Annotated in this window: 23 protein-coding genes and 2 pseudogenes; 10 read left to right on the forward strand and 15 right to left on the reverse strand. The window is 68.2% G+C overall.

Features of this window, described 5'->3' with window-relative positions; all coding sequences use genetic code 11:
• Nucleotides 1-32 precede the first annotated feature (32 nt).
• The 4 genes from OHB56_RS32595 to OHB56_RS32610 all read right to left on the reverse strand — a co-directional run bounded on the left by OHB56_RS32595 (nucleotide 33) and on the right by OHB56_RS32610 (nucleotide 3847).
• Nucleotides 33-1415 carry an MmgE/PrpD family protein gene (locus OHB56_RS32595; RefSeq protein WP_406357177.1) on the reverse strand — a complete coding sequence of 461 codons (1383 nt, stop codon included), beginning with the start codon at nucleotides 1413-1415 and terminating at the stop codon, nucleotides 33-35.
• Nucleotides 1416-1449: 34 nt separating this feature from the next.
• Complete coding sequence (locus OHB56_RS32600; protein ID WP_381367552.1) at nucleotides 1450-2880, reverse strand: MFS transporter; 1431 nt, start codon at nucleotides 2878-2880, stop codon at nucleotides 1450-1452.
• A 170-nt stretch (nucleotides 2881-3050) separates the two neighbouring features.
• Nucleotides 3051-3191 carry a hypothetical protein gene (locus tag OHB56_RS32605; protein WP_406357179.1) on the reverse strand — a complete coding sequence of 47 codons (141 nt, stop codon included), beginning with the start codon at nucleotides 3189-3191 and terminating at the stop codon, nucleotides 3051-3053.
• The gene (locus OHB56_RS32610) at nucleotides 3188-3847 is read right to left on the reverse strand and encodes a hypothetical protein (RefSeq protein ID WP_406357181.1); all 660 of its coding nucleotides are present in this window, start codon (nucleotides 3845-3847) and stop codon (nucleotides 3188-3190) included. The genes OHB56_RS32605 and OHB56_RS32610 overlap by 4 nt, the downstream gene beginning before the upstream one ends.
• Nucleotides 3848-3880: 33 nt before the next feature.
• Between OHB56_RS32610 and OHB56_RS32615 the strand changes: the two genes are divergently transcribed.
• The 3 genes from OHB56_RS32615 (at nucleotide 3881) to OHB56_RS32625 (ending at nucleotide 4908) form a co-directional block, all read left to right on the forward strand.
• Entirely contained in the window at nucleotides 3881-4063 is a 183-nt protein-coding gene (locus OHB56_RS32615) for a hypothetical protein (RefSeq protein WP_386392364.1), read from the forward strand.
• 257 nt (nucleotides 4064-4320) lie between these two features.
• Complete coding sequence (locus tag OHB56_RS32620) at nucleotides 4321-4509, forward strand: hypothetical protein (RefSeq protein WP_055592792.1); 189 nt, start codon at nucleotides 4321-4323, stop codon at nucleotides 4507-4509.
• Nucleotides 4510-4515: 6 nt separating this feature from the next.
• The gene (locus OHB56_RS32625; RefSeq protein WP_406357184.1) at nucleotides 4516-4908 is read left to right on the forward strand and encodes a hypothetical protein; all 393 of its coding nucleotides are present in this window, start codon (nucleotides 4516-4518) and stop codon (nucleotides 4906-4908) included.
• A gap of 83 nt (nucleotides 4909-4991) precedes the next feature.
• On the opposite strand, the gene OHB56_RS32630 is transcribed toward OHB56_RS32625, so the two are convergent.
• The 10 genes from OHB56_RS32630 to OHB56_RS32675 form a co-directional block, all read right to left on the reverse strand.
• Nucleotides 4992-5561, reverse strand: coding sequence for a flavin reductase family protein (locus OHB56_RS32630; protein ID WP_063793434.1), 570 nt, complete (start codon nucleotides 5559-5561; stop codon nucleotides 4992-4994).
• 82 nt (nucleotides 5562-5643) lie between these two features.
• Entirely contained in the window at nucleotides 5644-6654 is a 1011-nt protein-coding gene (locus tag OHB56_RS32635; RefSeq protein WP_157869295.1) for an alpha/beta fold hydrolase, read from the reverse strand.
• 10 nt (nucleotides 6655-6664) lie between these two features.
• Complete coding sequence (locus tag OHB56_RS32640) at nucleotides 6665-7726, reverse strand: LLM class flavin-dependent oxidoreductase (protein ID WP_055592795.1); 1062 nt, start codon at nucleotides 7724-7726, stop codon at nucleotides 6665-6667.
• A 311-nt stretch (nucleotides 7727-8037) separates the two neighbouring features.
• On the reverse strand, nucleotides 8038-8997 hold the full coding sequence (locus OHB56_RS32645) for an AraC family transcriptional regulator (RefSeq protein WP_406359255.1): 960 nt from the start codon (nucleotides 8995-8997) through the stop codon (nucleotides 8038-8040).
• Between the two features lie 533 nt (nucleotides 8998-9530).
• Nucleotides 9531-10487 (reverse strand): intradiol ring-cleavage dioxygenase, encoded by a 957-nt coding sequence (locus OHB56_RS32650; protein ID WP_079034628.1) that lies wholly within the window; start codon nucleotides 10485-10487, stop codon nucleotides 9531-9533.
• The gene (locus OHB56_RS32655; RefSeq protein ID WP_406357187.1) at nucleotides 10484-11539 is read right to left on the reverse strand and encodes a maleylacetate reductase; all 1056 of its coding nucleotides are present in this window, start codon (nucleotides 11537-11539) and stop codon (nucleotides 10484-10486) included. The genes OHB56_RS32650 and OHB56_RS32655 overlap by 4 nt, the downstream gene beginning before the upstream one ends.
• Nucleotides 11540-11584: 45 nt before the next feature.
• Nucleotides 11585-13249 (reverse strand): FAD-dependent monooxygenase, encoded by a 1665-nt coding sequence (locus OHB56_RS32660; protein WP_406357188.1) that lies wholly within the window; start codon nucleotides 13247-13249, stop codon nucleotides 11585-11587.
• Between the two features lie 15 nt (nucleotides 13250-13264).
• Nucleotides 13265-14224, reverse strand: coding sequence for an MBL fold metallo-hydrolase (locus OHB56_RS32665; RefSeq protein ID WP_406357190.1), 960 nt, complete (start codon nucleotides 14222-14224; stop codon nucleotides 13265-13267).
• Nucleotides 14225-14381: 157 nt separating this feature from the next.
• Nucleotides 14382-14930, reverse strand: a complete 549-nt coding sequence (locus OHB56_RS32670; RefSeq protein ID WP_206188775.1) for a MarR family winged helix-turn-helix transcriptional regulator — start codon at nucleotides 14928-14930, stop codon at nucleotides 14382-14384.
• Nucleotides 14931-15034: 104 nt separating this feature from the next.
• Complete coding sequence (locus OHB56_RS32675) at nucleotides 15035-16360, reverse strand: winged helix-turn-helix domain-containing protein (RefSeq protein ID WP_055592289.1); 1326 nt, start codon at nucleotides 16358-16360, stop codon at nucleotides 15035-15037.
• Between the two features lie 309 nt (nucleotides 16361-16669).
• On the opposite strand from OHB56_RS32675, the gene OHB56_RS32680 reads away from it, so the two are divergent.
• The 7 genes and pseudogenes from OHB56_RS32680 to OHB56_RS32710 all read left to right on the forward strand — a co-directional run.
• Entirely contained in the window at nucleotides 16670-17869 is a 1200-nt protein-coding gene (locus OHB56_RS32680) for a homogentisate 1,2-dioxygenase (RefSeq protein WP_406357192.1), read from the forward strand.
• Complete coding sequence (locus OHB56_RS32685; RefSeq protein ID WP_055592291.1) at nucleotides 17866-18747, forward strand: hypothetical protein; 882 nt, start codon at nucleotides 17866-17868, stop codon at nucleotides 18745-18747. The genes OHB56_RS32680 and OHB56_RS32685 overlap by 4 nt, the downstream gene beginning before the upstream one ends.
• Nucleotides 18744-19985: a fumarylacetoacetate hydrolase family protein gene (locus OHB56_RS32690; RefSeq protein ID WP_326755473.1), complete on the forward strand. Its 1242-nt coding sequence runs from the start codon at nucleotides 18744-18746 to the stop codon at nucleotides 19983-19985. Before OHB56_RS32685 ends, OHB56_RS32690 begins: the two co-directional genes overlap by 4 nt.
• A gap of 110 nt (nucleotides 19986-20095) precedes the next feature.
• Nucleotides 20096-20818: a CoA transferase subunit A gene (locus tag OHB56_RS32695; RefSeq protein ID WP_055592293.1), complete on the forward strand. Its 723-nt coding sequence runs from the start codon at nucleotides 20096-20098 to the stop codon at nucleotides 20816-20818.
• A gap of 24 nt (nucleotides 20819-20842) precedes the next feature.
• Nucleotides 20843-21502 carry a CoA transferase subunit B gene (locus OHB56_RS32700; protein ID WP_055592294.1) on the forward strand — a complete coding sequence of 220 codons (660 nt, stop codon included), beginning with the start codon at nucleotides 20843-20845 and terminating at the stop codon, nucleotides 21500-21502.
• Entirely contained in the window at nucleotides 21499-22689 is a 1191-nt protein-coding gene (locus OHB56_RS32705; protein WP_406357195.1) for an acetyl-CoA acetyltransferase, read from the forward strand. The genes OHB56_RS32700 and OHB56_RS32705 overlap by 4 nt, the downstream gene beginning before the upstream one ends.
• An 84-nt stretch (nucleotides 22690-22773) precedes the next feature.
• A pseudogene (locus tag OHB56_RS32710) lies at nucleotides 22774-23090 on the forward strand (transposase family protein); the annotation flags it as partial.
• Here OHB56_RS32710 and OHB56_RS32715 read toward each other — a convergent pair.
• Nucleotides 23035-23481: pseudogene (locus tag OHB56_RS32715) on the reverse strand (rhomboid family intramembrane serine protease); the annotation flags it as partial. The pseudogenes OHB56_RS32710 and OHB56_RS32715 sit on opposite strands and share 56 nt — an antisense overlap.
• Nucleotides 23482-23560 lie beyond the last annotated feature (79 nt).

The following is a 23560-nucleotide window of genomic DNA, read 5'->3' on the forward strand; positions in this document are numbered from 1 at the left end:
GCAAGCTGCGTGGACTCAAGGAATTTCCGTGCTCAGGCCGTTCTGTCGGCGTCGACTTCCGGGCTGATCAGGTCCGCGACCAGATCCGTGACGTCGTCGAGTTCCTCGAGGGTCCGCAGAGACTCCATGAGCTTGTCGATCCGACTGTCCGGCAAGGGGGATGCCGCGGCTGCCAGGCAGTCCTGCAACCTGCGGTCGTGATCTTCCTGGAAAAGGGCGTTCCCGGGGAAGCCCGGCGCGATGTCGAGTCGGAAGTGCTGCTCGGAGTCGCCGCTGACGACGATGAGGTCGACCGCGCTGTGGCCGCGCTCGTCGAGCGCGGAGTCCGCGGTGACGTGCACTCGGGCGGCAAGGTCACCGACCGCCTTCCCGGTCACGGCCGCCGGAGCGAAATGCTCCAGCCGGGAGGAGCCGTTGAGGAATGCGTTGGCGACACAGAATCGAGCGCTGAACTGGCCATTGACCCTCGGGTTGGTGCCGGGTGCGAACGGATGCCCCACCAGCCGGTAGGCGTACGGCGGGAGCACTACTTCGACCCGGTCGATCCGATCGGCGAGGATTCCCGACCGGCGAGCCTGCAGGGCCAGCTCGGTCACCCCTTGTGTGAGGCCGCAACTGGGGTATTTCTTGAACATCGTCCCCGTCAGCGCATAGTGATCGCCCAGCTCCTCGACGAAGGTGGTTGCGTCGACCTGGCCCCGCCCGTACAGGTGGGTGTACCCGTAGACGCCGTCCAGGAAGTTGTGGGGGCCGGTGAGCCCTCGCAGGGCCCAGAGCGCGCAGGTCACGCCTGCCTCGGCGGCCCAGCCCTGGATGAGTCGCACGGCGAGGGAGCCGTCCACGTTGCTCTGGAAGCTCCCGCCGGCGCGATTGAAGGCCAGGCCGAGGGCCGCCAGTAGCTGGTCTCCCGACAGTCCGAGGATGCGGCCGACCGTCGCGGTGGCGGCGAGCGGGGCGACGACGCCGGTCGGGTCCAAACCGTCGTACAGGGCCTCGGTCAGGTTGAGCCGCGATCCCAGTTCGGCGCCGACCGCGACGGCTGTGACGAACTCCTCGCCGCTGACCCCGCCGCGGAACTCGGCGGCGGCCAAGGCGGCGGGGACCAGCGAGGAGCCGAGGTGGAGGCCGGGTTCCATGGCGTCGCAGTAGTCGAGCGCACGAGCCATGACTCCGTTGAGCAGCGCAGCCGAGGCGGCCGGCAGGCGGTCTCCGTGGACGAGTGAGGTGGCCTGTGGGGCACCACCGTTCTCGAGCAGGAGTCCTCTCAGCTCTCGGCACCCGTCTTCACCGGCTCCGGCCACCGTGGTGCCGAGCACAGTGGTGATCATGGTGCGGACGATGCGTCGGGCTTCGAGGTCGATCTCGTCAAGCCGCGTCGACCGCACGAAGTCGATCAGCTGTTCCGTAGGGGACACCAGGGCTCCTCGCTGTGGAGAGTTTGTCGGGCGGTCAGGCCACCGTCGCGACGGACGGCGAACTCGGCCTGTGTTCCTCGGTGATCTCCTCCAGGGACTTGCCTGTGGTCTTGGGGCCGAAGATCCAGACCAGGACGGCCGTGACGACGTAGAGGGTGACGGACAGCAGGACGACGGCTGTGCCTCCGAAGTTGTCCAGGATCGCGATGCCGAGGAAGGGGATCGCGACGGCGCAGAGGCGTCCGGTGCCGTAGCAGAGCCCGATCGCGGTGGTGCGCAGTCTGGTGGGGAAGACCTCCGAGCCGTACATGTTGATGGAACTGGTCTGCACGTTGGAGAGGAACCCGATCGCGAAGCCCGCGGCCATGATCATCAGGCTGCCGATCCCGAAGCCGAAGAAGAGGCCGGCTGCGGCTGTGCCCAGACCGGTGGCGATGCAGACGGTCCGCCTTTCGTACCGCTCGGCGATGAGTGCGGCGGTGAACGCTCCGAGCGGGTATCCGATCGCCATGACAGCCGTGTAGAGCAGGGAGCTCTTCAGGTCGTAGCCCTTGTCGGCCAGCAGGAGCGGGGTGAGCGAGCTGAAGCCGTAGTAGGCGAGAACGTTGAGCGTCCACAGTGCGCCGGCGGCGATCATGGCTCTGCGAGCGCCGCGTTTGAAGAGGTCGGAGACCCGTGCTCGGTCCTCGCCCTGGTGCGCGGGTGCCTGGGACACGGTGACCGGCACGGGCGGAAGCGGCTTTCCGGTGCTCTCGGCGATCTCCTTCTCGATTTTGGTGATCAGCGCGTCGGCCTCGTCGAGGCGACCGACCGAGGCGAGCCAGCGGGGCGACTCGGGCAGACCACGGCGGAACCAGAGCAGGGCGAGGATGCCGCTGGAACCGATCACCAGCAGCCAGCGCCACCCGTCGATGAGGAAGTGACTCCCCGCAAGGGGGGCTCCGATGAGGGTGATCACCGGGTAGGCGAGGAAGGCCATGGTGAAGGCGTAGCCGATGTGGCGGCCTCGACGCTTCGGCGGGATGAACTCCGCGAGGTACGCCGGGATGAGGGCGGCCTCCGCGCCGGCGCCGATGCCGGCGATGAAGCGGCAGGCGACCAGCACCCAGAGGTTGGGGGCGAACGCGGCGACCAGGCTGAAGAACAGGTAGATGGTCAGGTTGATGAGGAACATGCGCCGTCGGCCGATTCGGTCGGCGAGGCGCCCCAGGGTCAGGGCGCCGAAGAACATGCCCAGGAACACCGAAGCGATGAGGCTGGCGGTTTCGAAGCTGTTGAGCTGCCACAGCGGGCCGAGGACCGCGGCGAGCACTCCGCCGAGGAAGACCTCGTAGTACTCGTAGAAGGCGCCGATCCCGACCAGCACGGTGAGTTTCCAGTGCCACCGGCCGACCGGCAGACGGTCGAGCCGCGCGGCCGGCGACGGTGCATCGGGAGCACCCGTGGCATGTGGGGTAGCAGTCACTGTGCGGCCTTTCAGGAGGAGGGGGACGCCGGTCTGCTTGACCGAGGGGTGGTGGGTGACGTGATGCCCCACCACCCTTCGACGTGATCGTCGTCACCGATGGGCATCACTGTGACCCGGAATGCATTTCAGTGACATGTCGATTGCGGGTGACGTTCAACAGCTCGGTGTCAGACCCGGAATGAGGTCGGCCGGGGCGGCTGCGCAAGCGCGGTGACAGCGGCTCCGAGGCCCCGGGTGAGGGCGGCGTTCACCTCGACTGCGGTGGGATCGGTGAGTGTGGCGGCCAGGTGGGCGTCGGGGCGGATCACCCACACCTCGTCGGGCTTGATGCCCAGCGTCGCGGCGGTGCCCTCGGCCAGGTCCGCGCTGCGGTGGACGGGCACGGCACGGCCCAGGTCGAGCAGCTCCTGATGCAGCGTGTCACGACAAGCTGCTGGCCGGCGATCCGCTCGTCGAGCACCTGCTCGGTGCGGGTCTGGGAGAGGTTGACGAACGGCGGAAAGACGCTGCCGTCGTCGGTGTACTCGGTGCAGAAGAGTTCGTGCTCGCGGTAGAACGTGCGAGCACGGCTCCAGGTCAGTCCCTCCTGCGCGATCTGCCGTCCGGCTCCGTCGAGGGTGTCCCAGATGTCGAGGATGTCGCGCTGTTGGGCGATCGCCTTGGAACCGACCGGATCGCGCTCGGGACGCTGGTCCAACACGATGGTGGACAGACCCGTTCGCTGTGCAGACCCCTTTGCCGCTGCCGACACCGAGCAGAAGGGCGCGATCGTCACGGCAGCGGTCTCGGCCGGACTGATGTGGCGCTGCTCGAAGTGGCGGCGGACGAACCCCCGTGCCGCGACGAGCTGAGAGGGCCCCTGACGGCTGCCGCACCGCCGACCAGCCAGCCGGAAAGCACCCGCAGGCGGCCGCTTTGCTCCCAGGGCAGTTCCCCGCGTTGGAGGGACCGCGATGACCAGCACGTACCCTCCCGCACCCCAGCACCTTCGGGCCGCGTGCCTGCACCCGACGGCCATCTCATCGGAAACGTCAGCGCCGCGACGCTCCAGGTCTACCTGGACGATGACCTGGTCTACCGCAACGACGGCGACCGCTACCGGCTGCCTCCGGGGACCGCCCAGAAGAAGCGGCGTCGGACCGTACTTCATCACCGGCGCGGGGAGGCCGCGCGATCCTGAGCGACGCCCAGCGGGCCGCCGTCGACTGGCCGACCAGCGCCTCCCTGGCCCGGCTCAGCCTCGTCGAGTACCGGGATGCCGCCGGCAATCCCCCTACCATCAACGGCGACGACGGCCGCACCGGCCCCAGCATCGCCCCCACCTCACCACCGCTGGCAGCTCATAGGCACCCTCATGACTTCGCTCATCCTGTTTGACCACCACCTCGACGAGACCCCGCACCCACCTCGCCGACGCCCTCCCGCACCCCGGCGGACGTGGTAGCCGCGGACACGTTGGCAGCCTTCCGCGCAGCTCCGCACAAGTCGCTCTCCTACGGCCTCGGCCTCGACTCGACAGCCCTACTTCTGGCAATCCTCGACGATCCCGCCAGCTTCGGCATCGCCGAGGACTTCTCCGAGCTGTCCGTGGTGACCGGTTTGACCGCTTCGAGATTCCCGACATGATCGCCGATGTCCAGGACCACGTGCTGCCCCGGCTCCGGCAGGGGGGTCGTCCGGTACGCGCAGGTCGCCCGCGCCGGGCGTCGGGAGGGAATCGGCGTCGAGGTCGTGTCCGACACCACGAATCCCGGGAAGGTGTTCAGCCGCGGCCAATGGACGCTCATGGGCGAGCTGGAGGCCAACAGCACGGTCCCCCAATACGCCAGCGGTCACCGGTGCAGCTTAAAATTCAAGGCCTCCCATATTGATCGCTTCCAGCTCGACCAGGCCGGCGGCCAGACGGCCGGCAAGCTCTTCGGCTGCAACGCCGACGAGTACAGCGGACGGCCGAAGCCAATAAGCACCAGGCCCGCCGCGCCAAGAAGGCCGGCACCCGGACCTCGGCGGTCGTTCGCAAGGTGACCGTCCCGCCAGGTCCAGCACGGCGTTCGCCGCAGTGGAGACAACGGGGCCCGCGACCGAGACGGGGCTCGTGATGGCTCGTCCTACGAGCACACGGGCGGAAACAACGCCGCACCACCTTCACTGACCAACAGCAACGGGAGTCCCTGAGCAGTGCGGCCGTGGGAGTTGGCCAGTCGTCCCATCTCACTGTGGTGAAACACGAGGGGCAGCCGTGCACGGTCCGCCCGCAGCGCCTCGATTTTGAGCAAGACAATCACGTGGTCGCCGGCGTCGATCTCCTGGTAGACCGAGCAGTCGAACACGGCTGCGGCACCGTCGATGAATATCGCACCTTCGACGGTCCTCTTCCACCCAACATCGCGGAACCTGTCGCCCCGTCCCGCGAGGGCTCGGCAGGCCGTCGCCTGGTCCTCGGCGAAAATACTGATGCCCAACCGGGGCAGGTCCCGCAGGAAGGGCCACGTCGACGACGTCTTCTGCACGCAGACCGACACCAGGGCGGGGTCGAGGGAGACCGAGGTGAAGGAGCTCACGGCCATGCCAGCAGGCTCGTCCTCGATGCAGCCGCACACAGCCACGACACCGCTGGGGAAGCAGGCGAAGGCATGTCGCAGTTCGGTCGGGTCGGCCGACAACGGGCGCAAGTTCATAGGGATATGTCCTTCATGGATTCACGGTCCGGCGTGACGGCGTCACGCCGGACGGGGCGGTCGACGCGTGGTCGAGGAAGGCCTAGGGCGTGAGAACGACGTGCTCGCTGACCCACGTGATGACGGCGTCAAGCACCTGGTCGTTGTTGCGTTCAAGCATCATGAGATGGCCGTTGCCGTGGATCCCGAGGTCACCAAGTCGAAGGTGGTCGACGTTCTCGCACCCGGCTTGGCGCAGGAAGGCGACAGTGCCGGCGTCCATGGGCCCGGCCAAGGACTGCTCGCCGGTGACGATCGCGATCGGCGTGTCGGTGAGGCCCGGCAGGCGACGGGGTGGGGCGGCTTGCAGTCGCATCGGAGGCTCCGAGTCGGTGGCCTGGACGTTGATCAGGTCGATTGCGGCGGCCAACGGTGCCGGGTCGTAGTTCATCCGGCAGGCGGCGAGCCCCCACGGGAGCGGGAACGGCCCGCTCGGACCCAGCGGCTCCAGTGCCACAATGGCCCGCACAAGGTCGGGCCGTTCGTCGGCCATCAGCCATCCAGCCGGGCCGCCGGCGGAGTTGGTGATGATGATGGCCGGACCGATCTGATCCAGGAGCTCCGCTCCTCGCCTCCGCATCAGCTCGTGGTCGTGCGCAAGGTCGGGCATTGGTCCTTGGGAGGCCAGGAGCTGGGCGAGTGCGGGGTCGTCCGCGAGACCGGTGCCTGGCCATTGGGTGTGCTCGGGGTTGTTCGCTCCGGCGAACATGACGCCGAGCGTCTCCACCGAGGAGGGCATCGGCGAGGGGCCGGTGATAGCGGGACGGACCGGGGAACGGCCCTGTCCCGGGCGGTCGAGGGTGTAGACGGAGAAGCCGCGCTGGAGCAGGAGCGTCCGCCAGCCGGGTCGGCCATCGGGAGTCGACATCCAGTCCAGGCCCTGGCCCCCACCACCGTGGATCAGGACGACCGGGTAAGCCTGCGTCTGCTCCTCCGGCACCTGGAAGTCGACAAAGAGTTGCGTGCCGTCGACAAGCGTCTGGCCCTCGCTCTCCTGGTACGTGACGCCGACCCAGAAATACCCCTGCTGGGCGAGGCGCACAGCGCTCGTCACGGGCTTGGACTCAGCCTGCATTGCGCGCTCGCAGGACAGGCATGACCTCCCGCGCGAACAGGCGGGCCTGGTCGGGGGTGAAGGTCTCGACGAGCAGGCGGCGCGCGCCGGTTGCGTCGAGTGCCTCCTGGAGCTGGTCGATGATCTGGTCCGGCGTGCCGACTACCGTGAGTGCAGGGCGGTCCTTCTTCTTGTCAATCGCGAACTCGCCGTCGCTCTTGGGGACCGAGCGGCCGTTGGAGGCGTAGTGCGCCATGAACTGATTGAACGTGTTGGCGAAGACGTCACAGTTGGCTTCAGCCTCGGCCTCGGTCTCGCCGATCGCGATGAAGCGCTCCACCATCATGTTGGCCGCTGACCGATCGTGACCGTGCTCGTTGGAGACCTGGAGGTAGTAGTCAAGCGCCTCCTTGTGGGACTGGTCGGTGCCGAAGTTGCGCATCACGCTCCAGCCGTACCCGCCGGCGACCGCCATGCTTTCGAGGCTGCCGGATGCCAGCCAGATCGGGAACTCCTCCTGGAGCGGGCGGGTGGCGATCGAGGTCGGCCTCGTGACCTTGAAGTACTTGCCATCGAAGGTGACGTCGTGCTCGCTGAGCAGGAGTCGGACGAGCTCGAGGGACTCCAGCCATGCCTCCTTGAGATCCGCTTCGCTGAGGTCGCGCCCCAGCGCGATGCGTGCCTCGCCCGGCGCGCCTCGTCCGATGCCCAGCTCGAACCGACCGCCGCTAAGCAGGTCAAGGGTGCCGGCCTCCTCGGCCACCCGAATGGGGTTGTACAGCGGCAGGATCGTGACTGCCGTGCCGAGGCGGATCGTGCTGGTCTTCACGGCCGCCGCCGCGATCAGCAGGTGCGGCGAGGGACAGGTCATCAGTGGCGCGTGGTGCTCGGTGACGGTCAGACCATCGAATCCGAGCTCTTCGGCGAGCTGGGCGAACTCGACGAAGTCGTCGATCTGCCGCTTCTGCCAGGTGGGGTTGTGCACATCCGGCACCCGGTCGGTGGTGTGCAGACCTAGACCGTACTGGTGTACGAACTTGATGCCGTTCGTGTCGTCGCTGATGGCGCCCATTGATTGTGCTCCATTGTTTCTGGGATGTGTTGGGTGTCTCACGCTAGGAGGGTCTGGACGAACCTCCGATCCGCGTTGCGACGTGCCGATCCGTAATGCGACCCCAGTTGTGGGGGGGGGCGATGACACTGCCCGTGGGCCGGAACGCAGTGGACTTGCCAGGGACAAGACCGCAGGACCTGCCCTGACCAGGGCAGGTCCTGCGGTCTTGTCCCTACGACTTGCTGCCTGCTGATCAGCAGAGCGGCTCCGCGGTCCCCCATGCGACTCACCCGCTCAGTACGCACTGCCGCGCATGCGCGGGGGCTGTCCTACCGGGTCGCAGACTCACGCAGAGTCACCAACGGCGGGACGCCATAGCGCTCCCGGTATGCGCCGGCGAAGCGAGGCACGTGGGTGAAACCCGAGCGGTAAGCGATCTCGGCGACCGTCTTCCCCGCCCCCGCAGCCAGGTCGTTGTGCGCATGCTCCAACCGAACCCGTTGCACGTATTCTCGCGGTGACAGGCCGACGTGCTCGCGGAAATGTCGCTGCAGAGCCCGCGCGCTAACCCCCGCCACCGAGCAGAGCCGACTCAACGACAGATCGCCGGCAGGCTCTTGCTCGATGAGTTCGACCGCGCGCTTCAGTGACTGGGGGCGAAATCCATTGACCTGTCCTTGGTTGAGCCACTCCGAGTAGTTGTTCGGCTGGGCCAACAGCAGCCCCGTCATGAGGAAGTCTGGCCACGGGTTGGCTTCTGCTCCTACGGCGCTGAGGCCTGAGGCTTCATCCAAATCCTCCAGCAGCACCTTGACCCCCCTGACCCAGGATGCGAGGGCGGGTCGGGTCAGGTCCATGTCTATCTGGAACCGGATCGGCTTGGTGACCGGCCTGTCGAGCATCCGCTCGAGGTTCCGGTCCAGGGCGAAACGCTCGATGCCGACGTGCACTTGCGCGTACCCGTCGCTGAGGTGCATGCCGGCGACCATCTGCGGCGACAGAATCACCGCTCGCGTGGCCGAGCAGAGCGCCTGCTCATTGGCTACGGTCACCTGGTTGGTGCCTGCAAGCGCGAAGCTCACGACGTAGTTGGACTCTTGCCGAGTGAAATCGACGGCCAACTCGCTGCCGACGGTGTGGGCGTAGACGAGCTTCACTGGTCCGAGCGTGGTCGCCGAAAGCGACGCTCGCGTGATGGCGGCAAGTTGACGGCGAGGCGTCTTGAACTTGCATTCGGTGAGCCAAGCCGGGGCGCTCGCCTCGAGGGCCTCCAGCTCGGCGTCTTCCATCACGCTGAATCGGCGTAGCGGTGTCCTTGTCAGCAATCCTGCCCTGGTCGTCATTGGCAATGCTCACCTCTTCCGCCAACGCTCGGAACCCGATCGTCAATGCTTGTATGACATGCATCGTAGAATAGCAAGGGCTTGTGGTCGTGTCGCGGGATCAAGGGTGCCTCGTGTGCCGAGGGCCTGGAGGCGCGAGGCGCTCAAACAACGGCCTACATCCTTCATCCACGCTGTTGACGCACGCGTTGTAGATCGGACGCTGGCCGACCAGTGCAGGGACACGGGCGTTGGCGTGGACCCACAGGAACACCACGTCGCCAACCGAACTGGCACCGACCTCCGTCGAGGACATGTCGAGGTATTCCATCGCTCAGTTTGACAAGGCATTCGGTTTTGGTGTCCCACAAGCCTCTGGTGAGTCTGTAGCGCAGGCCGGTGTGAAGGAAGTAGGTCTGTCAGCGCATAGATGTCGCCCGCGGCCATTGCGGCACAAAGAGCGGCTTCGGCGATTCGGACCTCGGTGAGGGAAGGAGCGTTCACGACCCAGTGGGGGCAAGGACGATGTCGAACCGGGTGCGGGTCCAGGTGCCCTCGACAACCCGTCCGTCAGGTGTGGGCGTGCCGGCCGACTGCTCGACGAAGTCCTTGATGAGGGACTCCTTGACCCCAAAGACGCTGTCCTTGTCGAGCAGATCGTCACCGGCGACGAAGATGTGGGTGACCAGTCGGCGGCACCCAGGTGCGGTGACCATGAAGTGGAGGTGGCTCGCCCGGTACGGCGAGCGACCGACGGCCTGCAACATCTTGCCCACCGGGCCGTCATACGGGATCGGGTACGGCGTCGGCGTGCCGCCCCAGAAGCGATAGGCGCCGTTCTCGTCGGCGAACAGGTGGGCGCGGGCGGCGACCCGGCCGTCCGCATACTGGACGTCATACAGGCCGTCCGCGTCGGCCTCCCACACTTCGATCCGAGCGCCGGGGAGGCGGTTGCCCTCGGTGTCGGTGACGGTGCCCTCAACCCAGCACGGCTGGCCGGCGGCTCCGAAGGACATGTCCTCGCCGTTCTGAATTTCCGGGGAACCCTCGACGAAGAACGGGCCCCACACGGTTGACTCGGTGGCGTCCTTGTACGCCTCGTTGTTGATCGCGATGGTCTGCATCGAGGCGCCCAAGGTGTCGGAGAGCAGAATGAACTCCTGGCGCTTGTCGTCAGTGATGTGCCCGACCGCGGTGAGGAACTTGATTGCTTCGCCCCACTCCTCCTCGGTCAACCGCACGTCGCGCAGGAACGCATGCAGGTGCTCTACCAGCGAAACCATGACTCGCTTCAGGCGCGGATCGGCACAGCCGTCGAAGGAGCGGATCACGCGCTGAAGTACGTCCTCCTCAATCTCCGCCTGGCGCGCTTTGACTGGCCGGCACGGGGTCTGTTGTTCGGCCTCGGCGTATTCGATCCGCTGGACAGCAAGGTTCCGGGCGTCGGTCGGGCTCATGCGGGTTCGCTTCCTTCCCAAGCCGCCCGCAGAAGGGCGGTGACGTTCTCGTGAGTGACTGGAGTCGGGTTGTTGACCGGGATCGCTCTGAGGAGCGGCGCAACCGCCTTCTCGATCCCGCTCTCCGGCATGCCGAAGTCCTTGAGCGCCCTTGGTGCGTCGAGGGTCTTGCGCAACGCGGCGAGGCCCGCAGTGGCGGTCGGCGACCCAAATGCGGTCGCGATCCGGACATCAGCGTCAGCTGCGTTGGGTGAGTTGAAGGCCAGGACATACGGGAGTACGACAGCGTGCGTCTGTGCGTGCGGCAGGTTGAACATCCCACCCAGCACATGACAGATCTTGTGATGCACCCCCGACCCCGCGGAGGCGAAGGCGACCGCGGCCAGGTAGGCGCCGTAGAGCGTCTGCTCGATCCCCGCCATGCTCGCCGGGTCAGCTGCCACCACCGGCAGCCCCTCCGCCAGGCCGCGAATGCCCTCCTGCGCCAACGCCCGATCGATCGGGTCCGACCGCGGCCCCCACATCGAGTCCACACAATGCGCCATCGCGTTGAGCCCACTGGCCACAGTCATCTTTCCCGGCAGGCTGGTCAACAGCGAGGCGTCGTAGACGATCGAGGCCGGCAAAACCTTGTTGTCCACACCGGTGGTCTTCGTCTCACCCTCGGTCAGGCCCCACACGCTGGTCGCCTCACTCCCGGCGTACGTCGTGGGAACGGCAATGATCGGCAGACCGGTTGTCATGGCCACCGCTTTCGCCAAGCCCGTTGTCGATCCGCCGCCAACCGACACCAGGACATCAGCTCCCGAGGTCTCTGCGGCCTCGCGTGCCCGGACAGCTACCTCGACAGGCACATGCATCACGACGTCCTCGTGCCGGAGCACGACCGGGAGCTTCTTCGCGATCGGGTCGACCAAGCCGGCTTCCCGCCCGGAGGCGATGAGCATGACCCTGCTGCATTTCAGTGCCGCCACCTCCGCCGCTACGGCCTCTGCGGCCGAGCTGGCGGCGAAGACGACACGCTGCGGCAGCGTCTCGTGAGTGAAGTTCATCAGTTTCTTTGGCTTCCTTCTTGTTTTGCGTCGTCCTTATGGCGTTCAACAGCTCGGTGTCAGGCCCGGGAGGATGTCCGGCCGGGGCGGCTGCGGAAACGCGGTGACAGCGGCTCCGAGGCCCCGGGTGAGGGCGGCGTTCACCTCGACTGCGGTGGGATCGGTGAGTGTGGCGGCCAGGTGGGCGTCGGGGCGGATCACCCACACCTCGTCGGGCTTGATGCCCAGCCTCGCGGCGCCGCCCTCGGCCAGGTCCGCGCTGCGGTGCACGGGCACGGCACGGCCCAGGTCGAGCAGCTCCCGGTGCAGCGCGGCGGCGTTCACCTCGTCGCCGGTGACCACCGTGAAACGCCTGCGCGCCAGCAGTCGCAGGCGCGTAGCCCTGGCCGTGGCGGGATCGGTGACCGGGATGTCAGGTACCAGTACGCCAGGTCCGGGTGCCGGCACGGATCCCTTCGGCGGGCGACCGGCGAAGGGGCGCGCCGGGTCGGTGGTGGTCAGTGGCGAGTCGACGTACCAGAACGGCTCTGCCAGCCGCCCCGAGTCCACCTGCGCCCGGGCGGCCGGTTCGGCCACGGCACGCTCCAGCACGTCGAGCCGCCGGGCCTGTTCCGTGGGGGTCTGGGGCACCAGGAACTCCATCGTGGCTCCCGTGATCGCGAGGTTCTCCAGGGCCGCGGCGTGCCGCTCGTGGTGATAGCTGTCCAGCAGGCCCTCCCCAGCCATGCCGTGCAGGACCGCGGCGACCTTCCACGCGGCGTTCTCGGCGTCCTGCACCCCTGAGTTCAGGCCCCGGCCGCCGAACGGGGAGACCAGATGGGCGGCGTCGCCCACCAGGAGCACCCGACCCACCCGGAACCGGTCGGCGACCCGGGAGTGGAACCGGTAGACCGACTTCCAGACGATCCGATACGCATGGTCGCCGATCACAGCCCGGATCCGGCGGTCGAGCCGGCCGTCGCTCTCCTCGGCCGCCATGTCGAACTCTTCGGGCACCTGCCAGTCGATCCGGTACGTCGAATCGGGGCAGGGGTGGATCAGCACCTGGCGCCCGGGGTTCCACTCCGGGTCGAAGTAGAAGCGCCGCTCCCGTTCCCAGCCGGGCAGATCGGCTTGGATGTCGCAGATGAGGAACTGGTCGCCGAACGTACGGCCGCCGAACTCCACTCCGAGGCGCTCGCGCAGGCCATGCCCTCTAGCGCCCACGCAGGCCAGCACGTAGGCCGCGCGGACCGTGACGTTCCCGTCGGCGGTCTCACAGAGCAGCTCGACGTGGTCCTGATGCTGGATCAGGTCGGTGACCCGATGCCCCCAACGCGCCTCGACGAGCGGCTGGCCGGCGATCCGCTCGTCGAGCACCTGCTCGGTGCGGGTCTGGGAGAGGTTGACGAACGGCGGAAAGACGCTGCCGTCGTCGGTGTACTCGGTGCAGAAGAGTTCGTGCTCGCGGTAGAACGTGCGAGCACGGCTCCAGGTCAGTCCCTCCTGCGCGATCTGCCGTCCGGCTCCGTCGAGGGTGTCCCAGATGTCGAGGATGTCGCGCTGTTGGGCGATCGCCTTGGAGCCGACCGGATCGCGCTCGGGACGCTGGTCCAACACGATGGTGGACAGACCCCAGTGGGCCAGGAGCAGGGCGGCGGTCTGGCCGACCGGGCCGTTGCCGATGACGACGACGGGGGCGTCGATCCGGTTTCTGTCGGTGGTGGTCATGGTGTCGTCCCGTCCTCAGTGCTGCAGCTGGGCCCAGACCTGACGGTCGCGCTCCGCTGTCCAGACGCTCGGGTGCTCGCCACCGGAGAGCTCCTCCCAGAGCCGGGCGACGTCGAAGGGCAGGCAGTGCTCGAAGATCGGCCAGCTGCCGTACTGCGGCTCGAGTGCGCCGTGGGCGGCTTCGAAGGCCTCCTTGAGGTCGCCTCCCCGGGCGTGCACGCTCTGAACGGTGTTGATCAACGTGGTGAGGAAGCCTCGCGTCTGGGCGATCGCCGCGGAGACCTCGTCCCGGCCTCGGGCGATGACGCCCCGGCCGCCCACCAGCACCTCGGCGCCCAGGGCCGCGACCCGGTCGAGGGTCTCGGTGGCCCATTCCCGGTGGTAGGCGTCACCGGTGTACAGCGCGGCCTGGGTCTCGACCAGGTCGCCCGCGAACAGCACCTTGTGGCGCGGGAGCCAGGCGACGATGTCACCGGACGTGTGCCCCCGGCCGAGGAAGAGGAGTTGCAGCTCGCCCCGGTCGCCGCCGAGGTCGATGGACAGCCCGTCGGTGAAGGTGACATCCGGCCGGGTGAGTCCGGGGACGGAGTCGGGGTCCTCGAAGAGCACCGGGAAACGCCCCTGCTCGGAGTCCCAGTCCTGCTTGCCGCGCTCCTCGATCAACGCCTTGGTCTGGGCGTGGGCGATGATCACGTCGGGCTCGAAGGCGCTCGCTCCGAGGACGCGGGCCGCGTGGTAGTGCGACAGGACCAGGTGGCGCACCGGCTTGTCGGTGTGCTCCCGCACCATCGCCAGGGTCCTGCGGGCGACGGTCGGTGTGGCGAGTGCCTCGAAGCAGACGAGGTAGTCCTCTCCCTCGACCGCGCCGAAGTTGGGATCGCCCTCGGCGGTGACGGCGTAGACGCCGTCGGCGAGTACCTCCAGAGTCTGCTGCTTGACCCTGGTCTCACCGGTGGAAGCGAACGGCTTGGACATGGCGGCTCCATCGCGTAGAGGTCATGAGGTCCGGAAGGTCGTAAAACCTTTGATGACCTTGGATGGGAAGACCGTAGGGGGAAGCGTCACGTCCGGCAAGGGGATCCGGAGAGCTTTTCGCCGGCGCCCGTCACCGGGACGGGTCGCGGCAGGGCGGTCAGTCGGCGCGGCGACGTACTTCGAGGTCGTCGGCGGCTGCGAGCAGCTTGCCGAGAGCGCTCACGACCGCGGCACGCTCCTCGGGAGTCAGGAGCCGCGACCACAGCCGTTCGCGGTCGTTGTGGGCGCGGTAGACCTCTCGAACCCGCTGTTCGCCCTCGGCGGTGAGCGCATAGGTGATCAACCGGCCGTCGTCGGGCAGGGGGGCACGGGTGAGCAGTCCATGGCGTTCGAGGGTCTTGGACAGCGTCGAGGTGCTCTGCCGGCTCATGCCGGAGAGGCGGGCCGCGTGCCGGGCTTCGAGCGGCCCCGAGACCCAGAGCACGTACAGCAGGCGGAAGCCCGACCAGCTCCACCCGGCGGGCCGGTGGACGGTCGACTCCAGGTCGTAGACGACTGTGCCCGCCGCGCGGTGGAGAGTGAGCACCAGGGATGCGGCCTCGAGATCGGCGTCGTCGACGAGCTCGCTGGTGCGCCCGTGGGCGTACTCGGCGAAGGACTGGAAGTCCAGGTCGGTGACGTCGGGCTCCGGCTTCTGGGGCATCATGTGCCCAGCATCGCAGAGCCCACGACCGCGCCCGGGTGCGGCCAGGTGGGATCTCGGCCTCGCCGGCTCTCCGGCAAGGGCGGATCGGGAAGGGTGAGCCGGTATCAGGTGGAAGTGGTACGCCGGCGTGCGCTCAGGCACACACCGCACAGAGCCGCCACCGCCTTGAGGTAGGTGATGCTCAACGGGCCGAAGGGCTCGGAGGAGTGACGGTGCAGGCCCATCGCCCCGACCACCGAGGAACCGCTGCGCAGCGGGACGAAGAGGTAGGTGCCGGGCAACTCCACGTGAGCCAGCGCCGCCGTGCGGGCATACCCCGCCTTGGTCGAGAAGCGGCGCAACTGCACCGGTTCCTCCGCCGTGAGCGTGCGGACGGCGGCGAATCCGGAGTCGGCAAGACGCAGTTCCTGGGCAGCCTCCTGCCAGGCGGCGCTGAACCCGTGATGGGCGACCAACTGCAGTCGATCACCGTCCAACAGGTGCAGGCCGATCGCATCGACCGTCCCTTCCTGGACGAGGGAGCGGGCGACCAGGCTCGCCGCGGACCTGGCGTCGGGTGCGCTGGCGAGCTCCTCGCAACGCCGGGCCAGTCGCTCGGCCAGGAGCAGGTCGCTGCCCGTCTCGGACGTGCGCCGCTCCTCCTCCCGGGCCCCCACTTCGGTGACCTGACCACCGAACCGATAGCCGGAGCCTCGCACCGAGAGGACGAAGCGCGGCTCATGGACGGTGTCGCCCAGCTTGCGCCGCAGACGCCCGACTCCGATACGGAGTGTGTTGAGTCCGTCGTCACCGCCGGCCCACCCCCACACACGGGAGGTGAGACGACTGGCCGGGACCACCTGTCCTCCGGCCTCCATCAGACAGACGAGCAGCTTGAACTCCGTGTTGGTCAGCCGTACCGGCTCGGTGTCGAGGGTGGCTTCTCGCTGCCACAGGTCGACGCGCAGCGGCCCGGACAGAAGGTAGCGGGCACCCGCGTCGGAGCCTTCGGCCGCCCGCCGCACCAATGCCAGTACCCGAGCGCCCATCTCCTCCTCCCGGGTGCTGGTGGGCAGCACGGTGTCCGCTCCGGCGGAGATCAGCGCGACGCTCTGGGGCCCGGTGACGTCGGCGAGTACGGCGATGGGTGCACGCGTGGCCCGGCGCACCCGTGCGACGGTCGTGGGGTCGGGCGGCAGGTCTGCGGGGATGATGACGAGCACGGCAGCCGGGCGGTTGACCGTGAGCGCCCAGCCCAGTTCCTCGGCCTCGTGCAGGTGCAGCACGCTCCAGTTCAGTCTCTCGGACATCGCCCCGACGTGGGGCCTGGTGTGCAGCTCGTTCCCCAGGTCGACCACTGCCAGCCGCTGGGCCGGCACCGGGAAGACCGAGGCGGCGCCGGTCCGTGCACGGCGCGTCCGGGGATCGTCGCCGATGTCACGTGTCCTCACGGAATCGGCCTCCTCTCCTGGCATTGCGGCAGCGATGAGCGCTGCGGCCCTGGTCACGAGGGCCCAACGTCGACTCTGGCACGCCGAACATTTCATTTCCATGTCAACGTGGAAGCATCTTGCCCGGCCGGATCGGGATTCTCGCCGACGCGGCATCCCGCGCCTCACCCGCTCGGAGAGCGGGAAACCGGCTCGAAGAGGGCGTCGCGACCAAGGCGTCCAAGGGGCCCGGGCCGGCTTTGCGTCTCGAGGAGACCCCTTCACAGGATCGGGGCACATCACAGCTCGACGATCACCAAGGAGCGCCTGATGGCGTACTACCGCTCACTGGGCGAGGTGCCGCCGGTCCGGCACACCGTGTTCCGGTCGGACACCGGGGACCTGTACTACGAGGAACTCATGGGTGAGGAAGGCTTCTCTTCCGACTCCTCCCTCCTGTACCACCGTCATATCCCGTCAGCGGTCGTGGGCGCCCGACGCTGGGAGCTTCCCGACCAGACGCTCACCCCCAACGCTCCCTTGCTGCCCCGGCACCTGAGGCTGCACGACCTCGCGGATGCCACGACCCTCGCCGAGACCGACGCCGTCAGGGGGCGTCGTCTCGTTCTGGGTAACGAGGACGTGCGCATCTCCTACGTCGTCGCGGGCGGCACCTCACCGCTCTACCGCAACGCGCTCGGCGACGAGTGCGTCTACGTGGAGGCCGGCGAGGCCGTCGTCGAGACCGTCTTCGGTGCCCTGCCGGCACGCCAGGGCGACTACGTCGTCATCCCCCGCGCCACCACGCACCGATGGGTCGTGGAGGAAGGCCGGGAGGTCCGGCTCTACGCCATCGAGGCGAACAGCCACATCGCGCCGCCCAAGCGCTACCTGTCGCAGTACGGGCAGCTGCTCGAGCACGCCCCGTACTGCGAGCGCGACCTGGTGGGCCCGTCCGAGCCGCTGCACGTCGAAGAGACGGACGTCGACGTCTACATCAAGCACCGGAGCCCGGCGGGGGTCACCGGCACCATCCACACGCTGCCCCACCATCCGTTCGACGTCGTGGGCTGGGACGGCTGCCTCTACCCCTACACGTTCAACATCGCCGACTTCATGCCGATCACCGGCAAGGTGCACCAGCCGCCGCCGGTCCACCAGGTCTTCGAGGGCAAGAACTTCGTGATCTGCAACTTCGTGCCGCGCAAGGTGGACTACCACGAGAAGGCGGTGCCGGTGCCCTACTACCACTCCAACGTCGACTCCGACGAGGTCATGTTCTACGTCGGAGGCGACTACGAGGCTCGCAAGGGCTCCGCCATCGGACTCGGCTCGATCTCCTTCCACCCGGGCGGCCACCCCCACGGGCCACAGCCCGGCGCGATCGAGGCCAGCCTCGGCAAGGACTACTTCGACGAAACCGGCGTCATGGTCGACACCTTCCGGCCGCTGCAGCTGGGCGAGGCCGGCCTCGCGACCGAGGACAAGGCCTACGCGTCGTCCTGGAGCGGCGGGCGGTGGCTCGCGTGACGACGACCGCCCCGGCATTCACCGGCTTCTTCGACGACGCCGCGATCTTCCCGCCGGGATCCGCCACCCTGCCGGACGCCGTACGCGCGCACCTGGCCCGCCGTTCCACGCCCCTCCTTCCGCTGGTCGGACCGCTCCTGCTGACGGTCGACCGGGTCCCCGAGGCCGCACGAATCGCCCGGGCCACGAGCACCGAGCTCGGCCACGACCTCGGAAGTGAACCGCTTCGGACCGGACTGGTCGTGGCCCCCGGCGCACTGGACACGGCGCGCCGCATCGCCGACGACCCCCCGGAAGGGCTCGTGGTCTGCGGCCTGGAGGTGAAGACCGACGAGCGATGGCCTGAGCAACTGCGTGCGGCGGTGGACCTGGCGGCGACGTCCCCCTACACCGTGCATGTCGAGCTCTCCGGTGACGCTGTCGGAGAGGGAGGGGTCGCGGCCCTCGGCGGAACACCGGCCCGGCTGAAGTTCCGGACCGGTGGCCTCGACGCCGCGCTGTTCCCCACTGCCGAGCAGCTCGCCGCGGTCATCGACGCGGCCGTCGCGGCTCGGGTGCCGTACAAGCTGACGGCCGGACTGCACAGGGCCATCCGGTACGTCGGGCTGGAAACGGGCTATCCGCATCACGGCTTCCTCAACATCGCCCTCGCCACCGCCGCAGCGCAGCAGGGCGCGCCCCTGGCAGAGGTCGTACGGATGCTGTCCCTCAAGGACCGTGGCGAGGTCCGCCGCGCCTACCTGGAGGCCGGCGCCGGATGGCGCGGCACGTTCGAGTCCTTCGGCACCTGCAGCATTCTCGAGCCGGTCGAATCCCTCATCGATCTCGGCCTTCTGGACCCAGCCCTTCTCCCCGCCCCTGATGGAGGCACCGCATGAGCACCCCGTCCCCCACCAGCGCCGCCGCGGCACTGGGCACCGTCGGCAACGGCGTCGAGCACCTTCCCTACGGATCGTTCACGGCAGGGGACGCGGCACCTCGGCTCGGCGTACGGCTCGGAGATCACGTCCTCGATGTGGCGGCCGTGCTCGACCTCGCCGGAGGGAACGTCAGCGCCGCTGCCCGGGAAGCCGCCGACTCCCCCTCCCTGGACGGGCTGCTGGCCTGCTCCAAGGCGGTGTGGGACGAGGTGCGCGGCGCGCTGCAGGCAGCGTTCCTGGACCCCGCCCGTACCGACGCGATCCTCGCGACGGCGGTGCCCCTGAGCGACGTGACGCTCGGCCTGCCGTTCACCGTCGCCGACTACGTGGATTTCTACGGCAACGAGTTCCACGCCCGCAACGTCGGCAAGATCTTCCGCCCGCACATGGAGCCGCTCACCGCGAACTGGAAGCACCTGCCGATCGGCTATCACGGCCGCGCCGGCACCATCGTCCCCAGTGGGACGGACTTCCCCCGTCCGCAAGGGATGCGGCCCGAGCCCGAGGGGCCGCCCAGCTTCGGCCCCAGCCGGCGCCTTGACATCGAAGCCGAGGTCGGCTTCGTGCTCGGCTCCCCGGTGCCGCAGGGCCGAGTACCGCTCCACGAGGCCGAACAGCACGTCTTCGGCCTCACCCTCGCCAACGACTGGTCGGCGCGGGACATCCAGAGCTTCGAGTACGTTCCTCTCGGCCCCAACCTCGGCAAGTCCTTCTGCACCACCATCTCGCCGTGGGTCACCCCGCTCGCCGCCCTGGCGGGATCCCGTGTCGCGCCGCCGCCCCGGGACACCCCGCTCGCCTCGTACCTCGACGACAGCGATGCCGACCCGTGGTGCTTCGATCTGCAGATCGAGATCTCGCTCAACGGTGAGGTGATCTCGGTGGCACCCTTCGCCGAGACGTACTGGACCGCCGCCCAGATGCTGGCCCACATGACCGTCAACGGGGCGGGCCTGCGCGCGGGCGACTTCTTCGCCGGCGGCACTGTCTCCGGGCCGGAGCGCAACCAGCGCGGATCGTTCCTGGAGATCTGCTGGGGAGGCTCGGAGCCGCTCACCCTCAAGGACGGCAGCGAGTTCACCTTCCTCCGGGACGGCGACGAGGTCAGCATGCGGGCCACCGCCCCCGGCCCCGACGGCAGCGTCATCGCGCTCGGGGAGTGCACGGGCCGAGTCCTCCCTCCCGCCAACAGCTGACGCTAACGGCGTCGGGCCTGTCGGCCCCCGCCGGGGCCGTAGTTGCTGCATGCCAAGACCAGATGCTTCATGCGCGGCCTCGCCGCGCCCCTCGAAGGATGGGAAACATCATGTCAAAACTCTGGACGAGCGCCGCGGAAGCGCTCCAGGACGTGCTGCACGACGGAATGACGTTGGCAGTGGGCGGGTTCGGGCTCAGCGGAGTTCCCGTCGATCTGGTCGACGCCGTCCGGGGCTCCGGAGTCAAGAACCTGACGATCGTCTCGAACAACATGGGTGTCGACGGCAAGGGCCTGGGCGTTCTGATCGAAGCCGGGCAGGTCGCCAAGGTCGTGGCCTCGTACGTGGGCGAGAACAAACTCTTCGCCGCTCAGTTCCTCTCCGGGAAGCTGGAGGTCGAGTTCAATCCGCAAGGGACGCTCGCCGAGCGTCTGCGCGCCGGGGGCGCCGGGATTCCCGCCTTTTACACCAAGACCGGTGTAGGGACACTCGTGGCTGAAGGGAAACCGCACGCCGAGTTCGACGGCGAAACCTACGTCCAGGAGCGCTCCATCGTCGCCGACGTCTCTCTGGTCAGGGCGCACCTGTCCGACACGGACGGCAACCTCGTCTACCGCTGGACCGCCCGGAACTTCAACCCCGTCGTGGCCACCGCCGGAAGGACGACCATCGCCGAGGTGGAGCAGGTCGTCGACACCGGTGCGATCGACCCGAACCACATCGTGACCCCCGGGGTCTACGTCCAGCGTGTCGTGCGGGCGGACGACCGGCTCAAGGATATCGAGCAGCGCACCGTCAGGCCCCGGCCGATGGCGGCGGCCGCAGCCAAGTAAAGAAGGACGAAGGAGCAGCACACCATGCCATGGACCCGCGCCGAGATGGCCGCGATCGCGGCCAGTGAGCTCAACGACGGCGACTACGTCAACCTGGGCATCGGTATCCCCACTCTGGTGGCCAACAACCTGCCCGAGGGGGTGCGAGTGACCCTGCACAGCGAGAACGGCCTGCTGGGCATGGGACCTTTCCCCTACGACGGCGACGAGGACGCCGACCTGATCAACGCCGGCAAGCAGACCGTCACCATCCTGCCCGGCGGAAGCATCTTCGATTCCTCGGAGTCGTTCGCCATGATCCGGGGCGGCCACGTGAAGATCGCCGTCCTCGGCGCCCTGCAGGTCTCCGGTTCCGGTGACCTCGCCAACTGGAGCATCCCGGGGAAGCTGGTCAAGGGGATGGGAGGAGCCATGGACCTGGTCGCCGGAACCCCCCGCGTGGTGGTGCTCACTGACCACGTCGCCAAGGACGGCACTCCCAAGATCGTCAAGGAGTGCACCCTTCCCTTGACGGGCCGCAAGGTGGTGGACCGGATCATCAGCGACCGTGCCGTTTTCGACGTGACCGAACGCGGCCTGTTGCTGCGGCGCATTGCCCCCGGCGTCACGATGCGCGAGCTTCGGGACCACACCGACGCCGAATTCGATGTGAGTGACGAGGTCGAGGAGACGTTGGCGGCATGAGCCTGACAGAACAGTTCGGCAAGGACGTACTGATCACCGGATGGGGGCACTCCAGGTTCGGCAAGCACTCCGACGAGACCCTTGAATCCCTGATCGTCCAGGTGGCCGCGGAGGCCATCCGCAACGCCGGTGTGGAACCCGGCCAGATCGACGAGGTCTTTCTGGGCCAGTTCAACTCCGGTATGGTCCCGCTCGGTTTCGCCTCGTCCCTGGCGCTCCAGGCCTCCGACGAGCTGGCGGGCGTCCCGGCCACCCGGGTGGAGAACGCCTGCGCCTCAGGCTCCGCCGCGTTCCACCAGGGCGTCAAGTCCCTGCTGGCCGGGACCGCGCGCACCGTACTGGTCATCGGCGCCGAGAAGATGACCCACGCGACAGCCGACGTGGTCGGCGCGGCCCTCCTGGGGGCCGACTACGAAATGGCCGGGCAGCACTCCACGACAGGGTTCGCCGGACTCTTCGCCGACGTGGCCAACCACTACGAGAAGCGATACGGCGCGGTCGGTGACGTCCTTGGATCCATAGCGGCCAAGAACCACCGCAACGGCATGCTCAACCCATACGCCCAACTCCGCAAGGACCTCGGCGAGGACTTCTGCCAGACCGTCTCCGACCGCAACCCCGTGGTGGCCGCACCGCTACGCCGCACCGACTGCTCGCCCATATCCGACGGCGCCGCAGCCCTGGTACTCACCACCACCGCCTCGTCGCTGTCCGCCGCAACAATTCCGGTCCGACTTGTCGGCTTCGGCCAGGCCAACGACTTCCTGCCCGCCGGCAAACGCGATCCGGTGGCCTTCGCCGGAAGCGTCACCGCCTGGCAGCGGGCCACGGCGATGGCCGGCGTATCCCTGGACGACCTCGACTTCGCCGAGGTGCACGACTGCTTCACCATCGCCGAGCTCGTGCTCTACGAGGTCATTGGCCTGACCGAGCGGGGTGCGGGCCGCCGAGCGGTCGAGGAGGGTTGGGTGTACCGGGGAGGCAAGCTGCCGGTCAACCTCTCCGGAGGCCTCAAGGCCAAGGGCCATCCCGTCGGGGCCACCGGGGTCTCCCAGATCGCCCTCGCAGCCATGCAACTGTCCGGCGCCGCCGGCGACATGCAACTGCCCGGCGCCCGGCGCGCCGCCGTACACAACATGGGCGGTCTGGCAGTGGCCAACTACGTCAGCGTCCTGGAAGCCGTCTGAGTCAGGCCGTGATGGGCGCGCGGTGGCAGCAACGGGGCGGCTTCGTCCGGAACCTTCCCGCGCGCCATCCCACCGGCTGACTACCGCATCGCCACTGACCGGCCGTACTACCCCGGAAAGCACCGGAAGAACGGGGTGAACGTGCGGGTCCCCGCCGACCCGTTCGGCACCTGCTGTGGGCCTCGCCGGCTCTGTCCGGCGCGGTCCACGACGCCTGCGCGGCCCGTACCCACGGCGTCATCGACGTCCTGGCCGAGGCCGGCATCCGTTGCTGGGCCGACAAGGGCTACCAGGGAGCCGACGGTACGGCACGCGTGCCGTACCGTCGGTCGCTGGCGTGTGGCCCTACCAGGGCCGTCGCGTCTGCCGTCCGAAGAGGGTGCCGCCCGGTTCGGGCGGTGGGGGAGTGCCCGGCTTGAGGGGCCAGGCGAGCAGCATGCCCACGACGAAGCCGACCATGTGGGCCGCGTAGGCCACCGTTCCGGCGCCGGTGACGCCCGCGCCGGAGGAGTAGGCCGCCTGCAGCAGGAACCACAGGCCCAGGACGATCCAGGCCGGCAGCCGCAGCGGCAGGAAGATCAGGAAGGGGACGAGGACCCAGACCCGGGCCCTCGGGTAGAGGACCAGGTAGGCGCCGAGGACGCCGGCAATGGCGCCCGAGGCGCCGATCAGGGGAGTGGTGGCATCGGGGTTCGTGAGTGCGAATCCGTATGCGGCTGCGTAGCCGCAGAGCAGGTAGAACAGCAGGTACCGCAGATGCCCCATGCGGTCCTCGATGTTGTTGCCGAAGATCTAAAAGGTGGGCATCAGTGCAGGTCAGAGGCATAATTGCTGAGCCCCAGGTCAGCAAGTAGCCAGCAAGCGGCGAGCG

The sequence above is a fragment of the Streptomyces sp. NBC_01635 genome, assembly GCF_045209715.1.
Taxonomy (GTDB): domain Bacteria; phylum Actinomycetota; class Actinomycetes; order Streptomycetales; family Streptomycetaceae; genus Streptomyces; species Streptomyces hirsutus.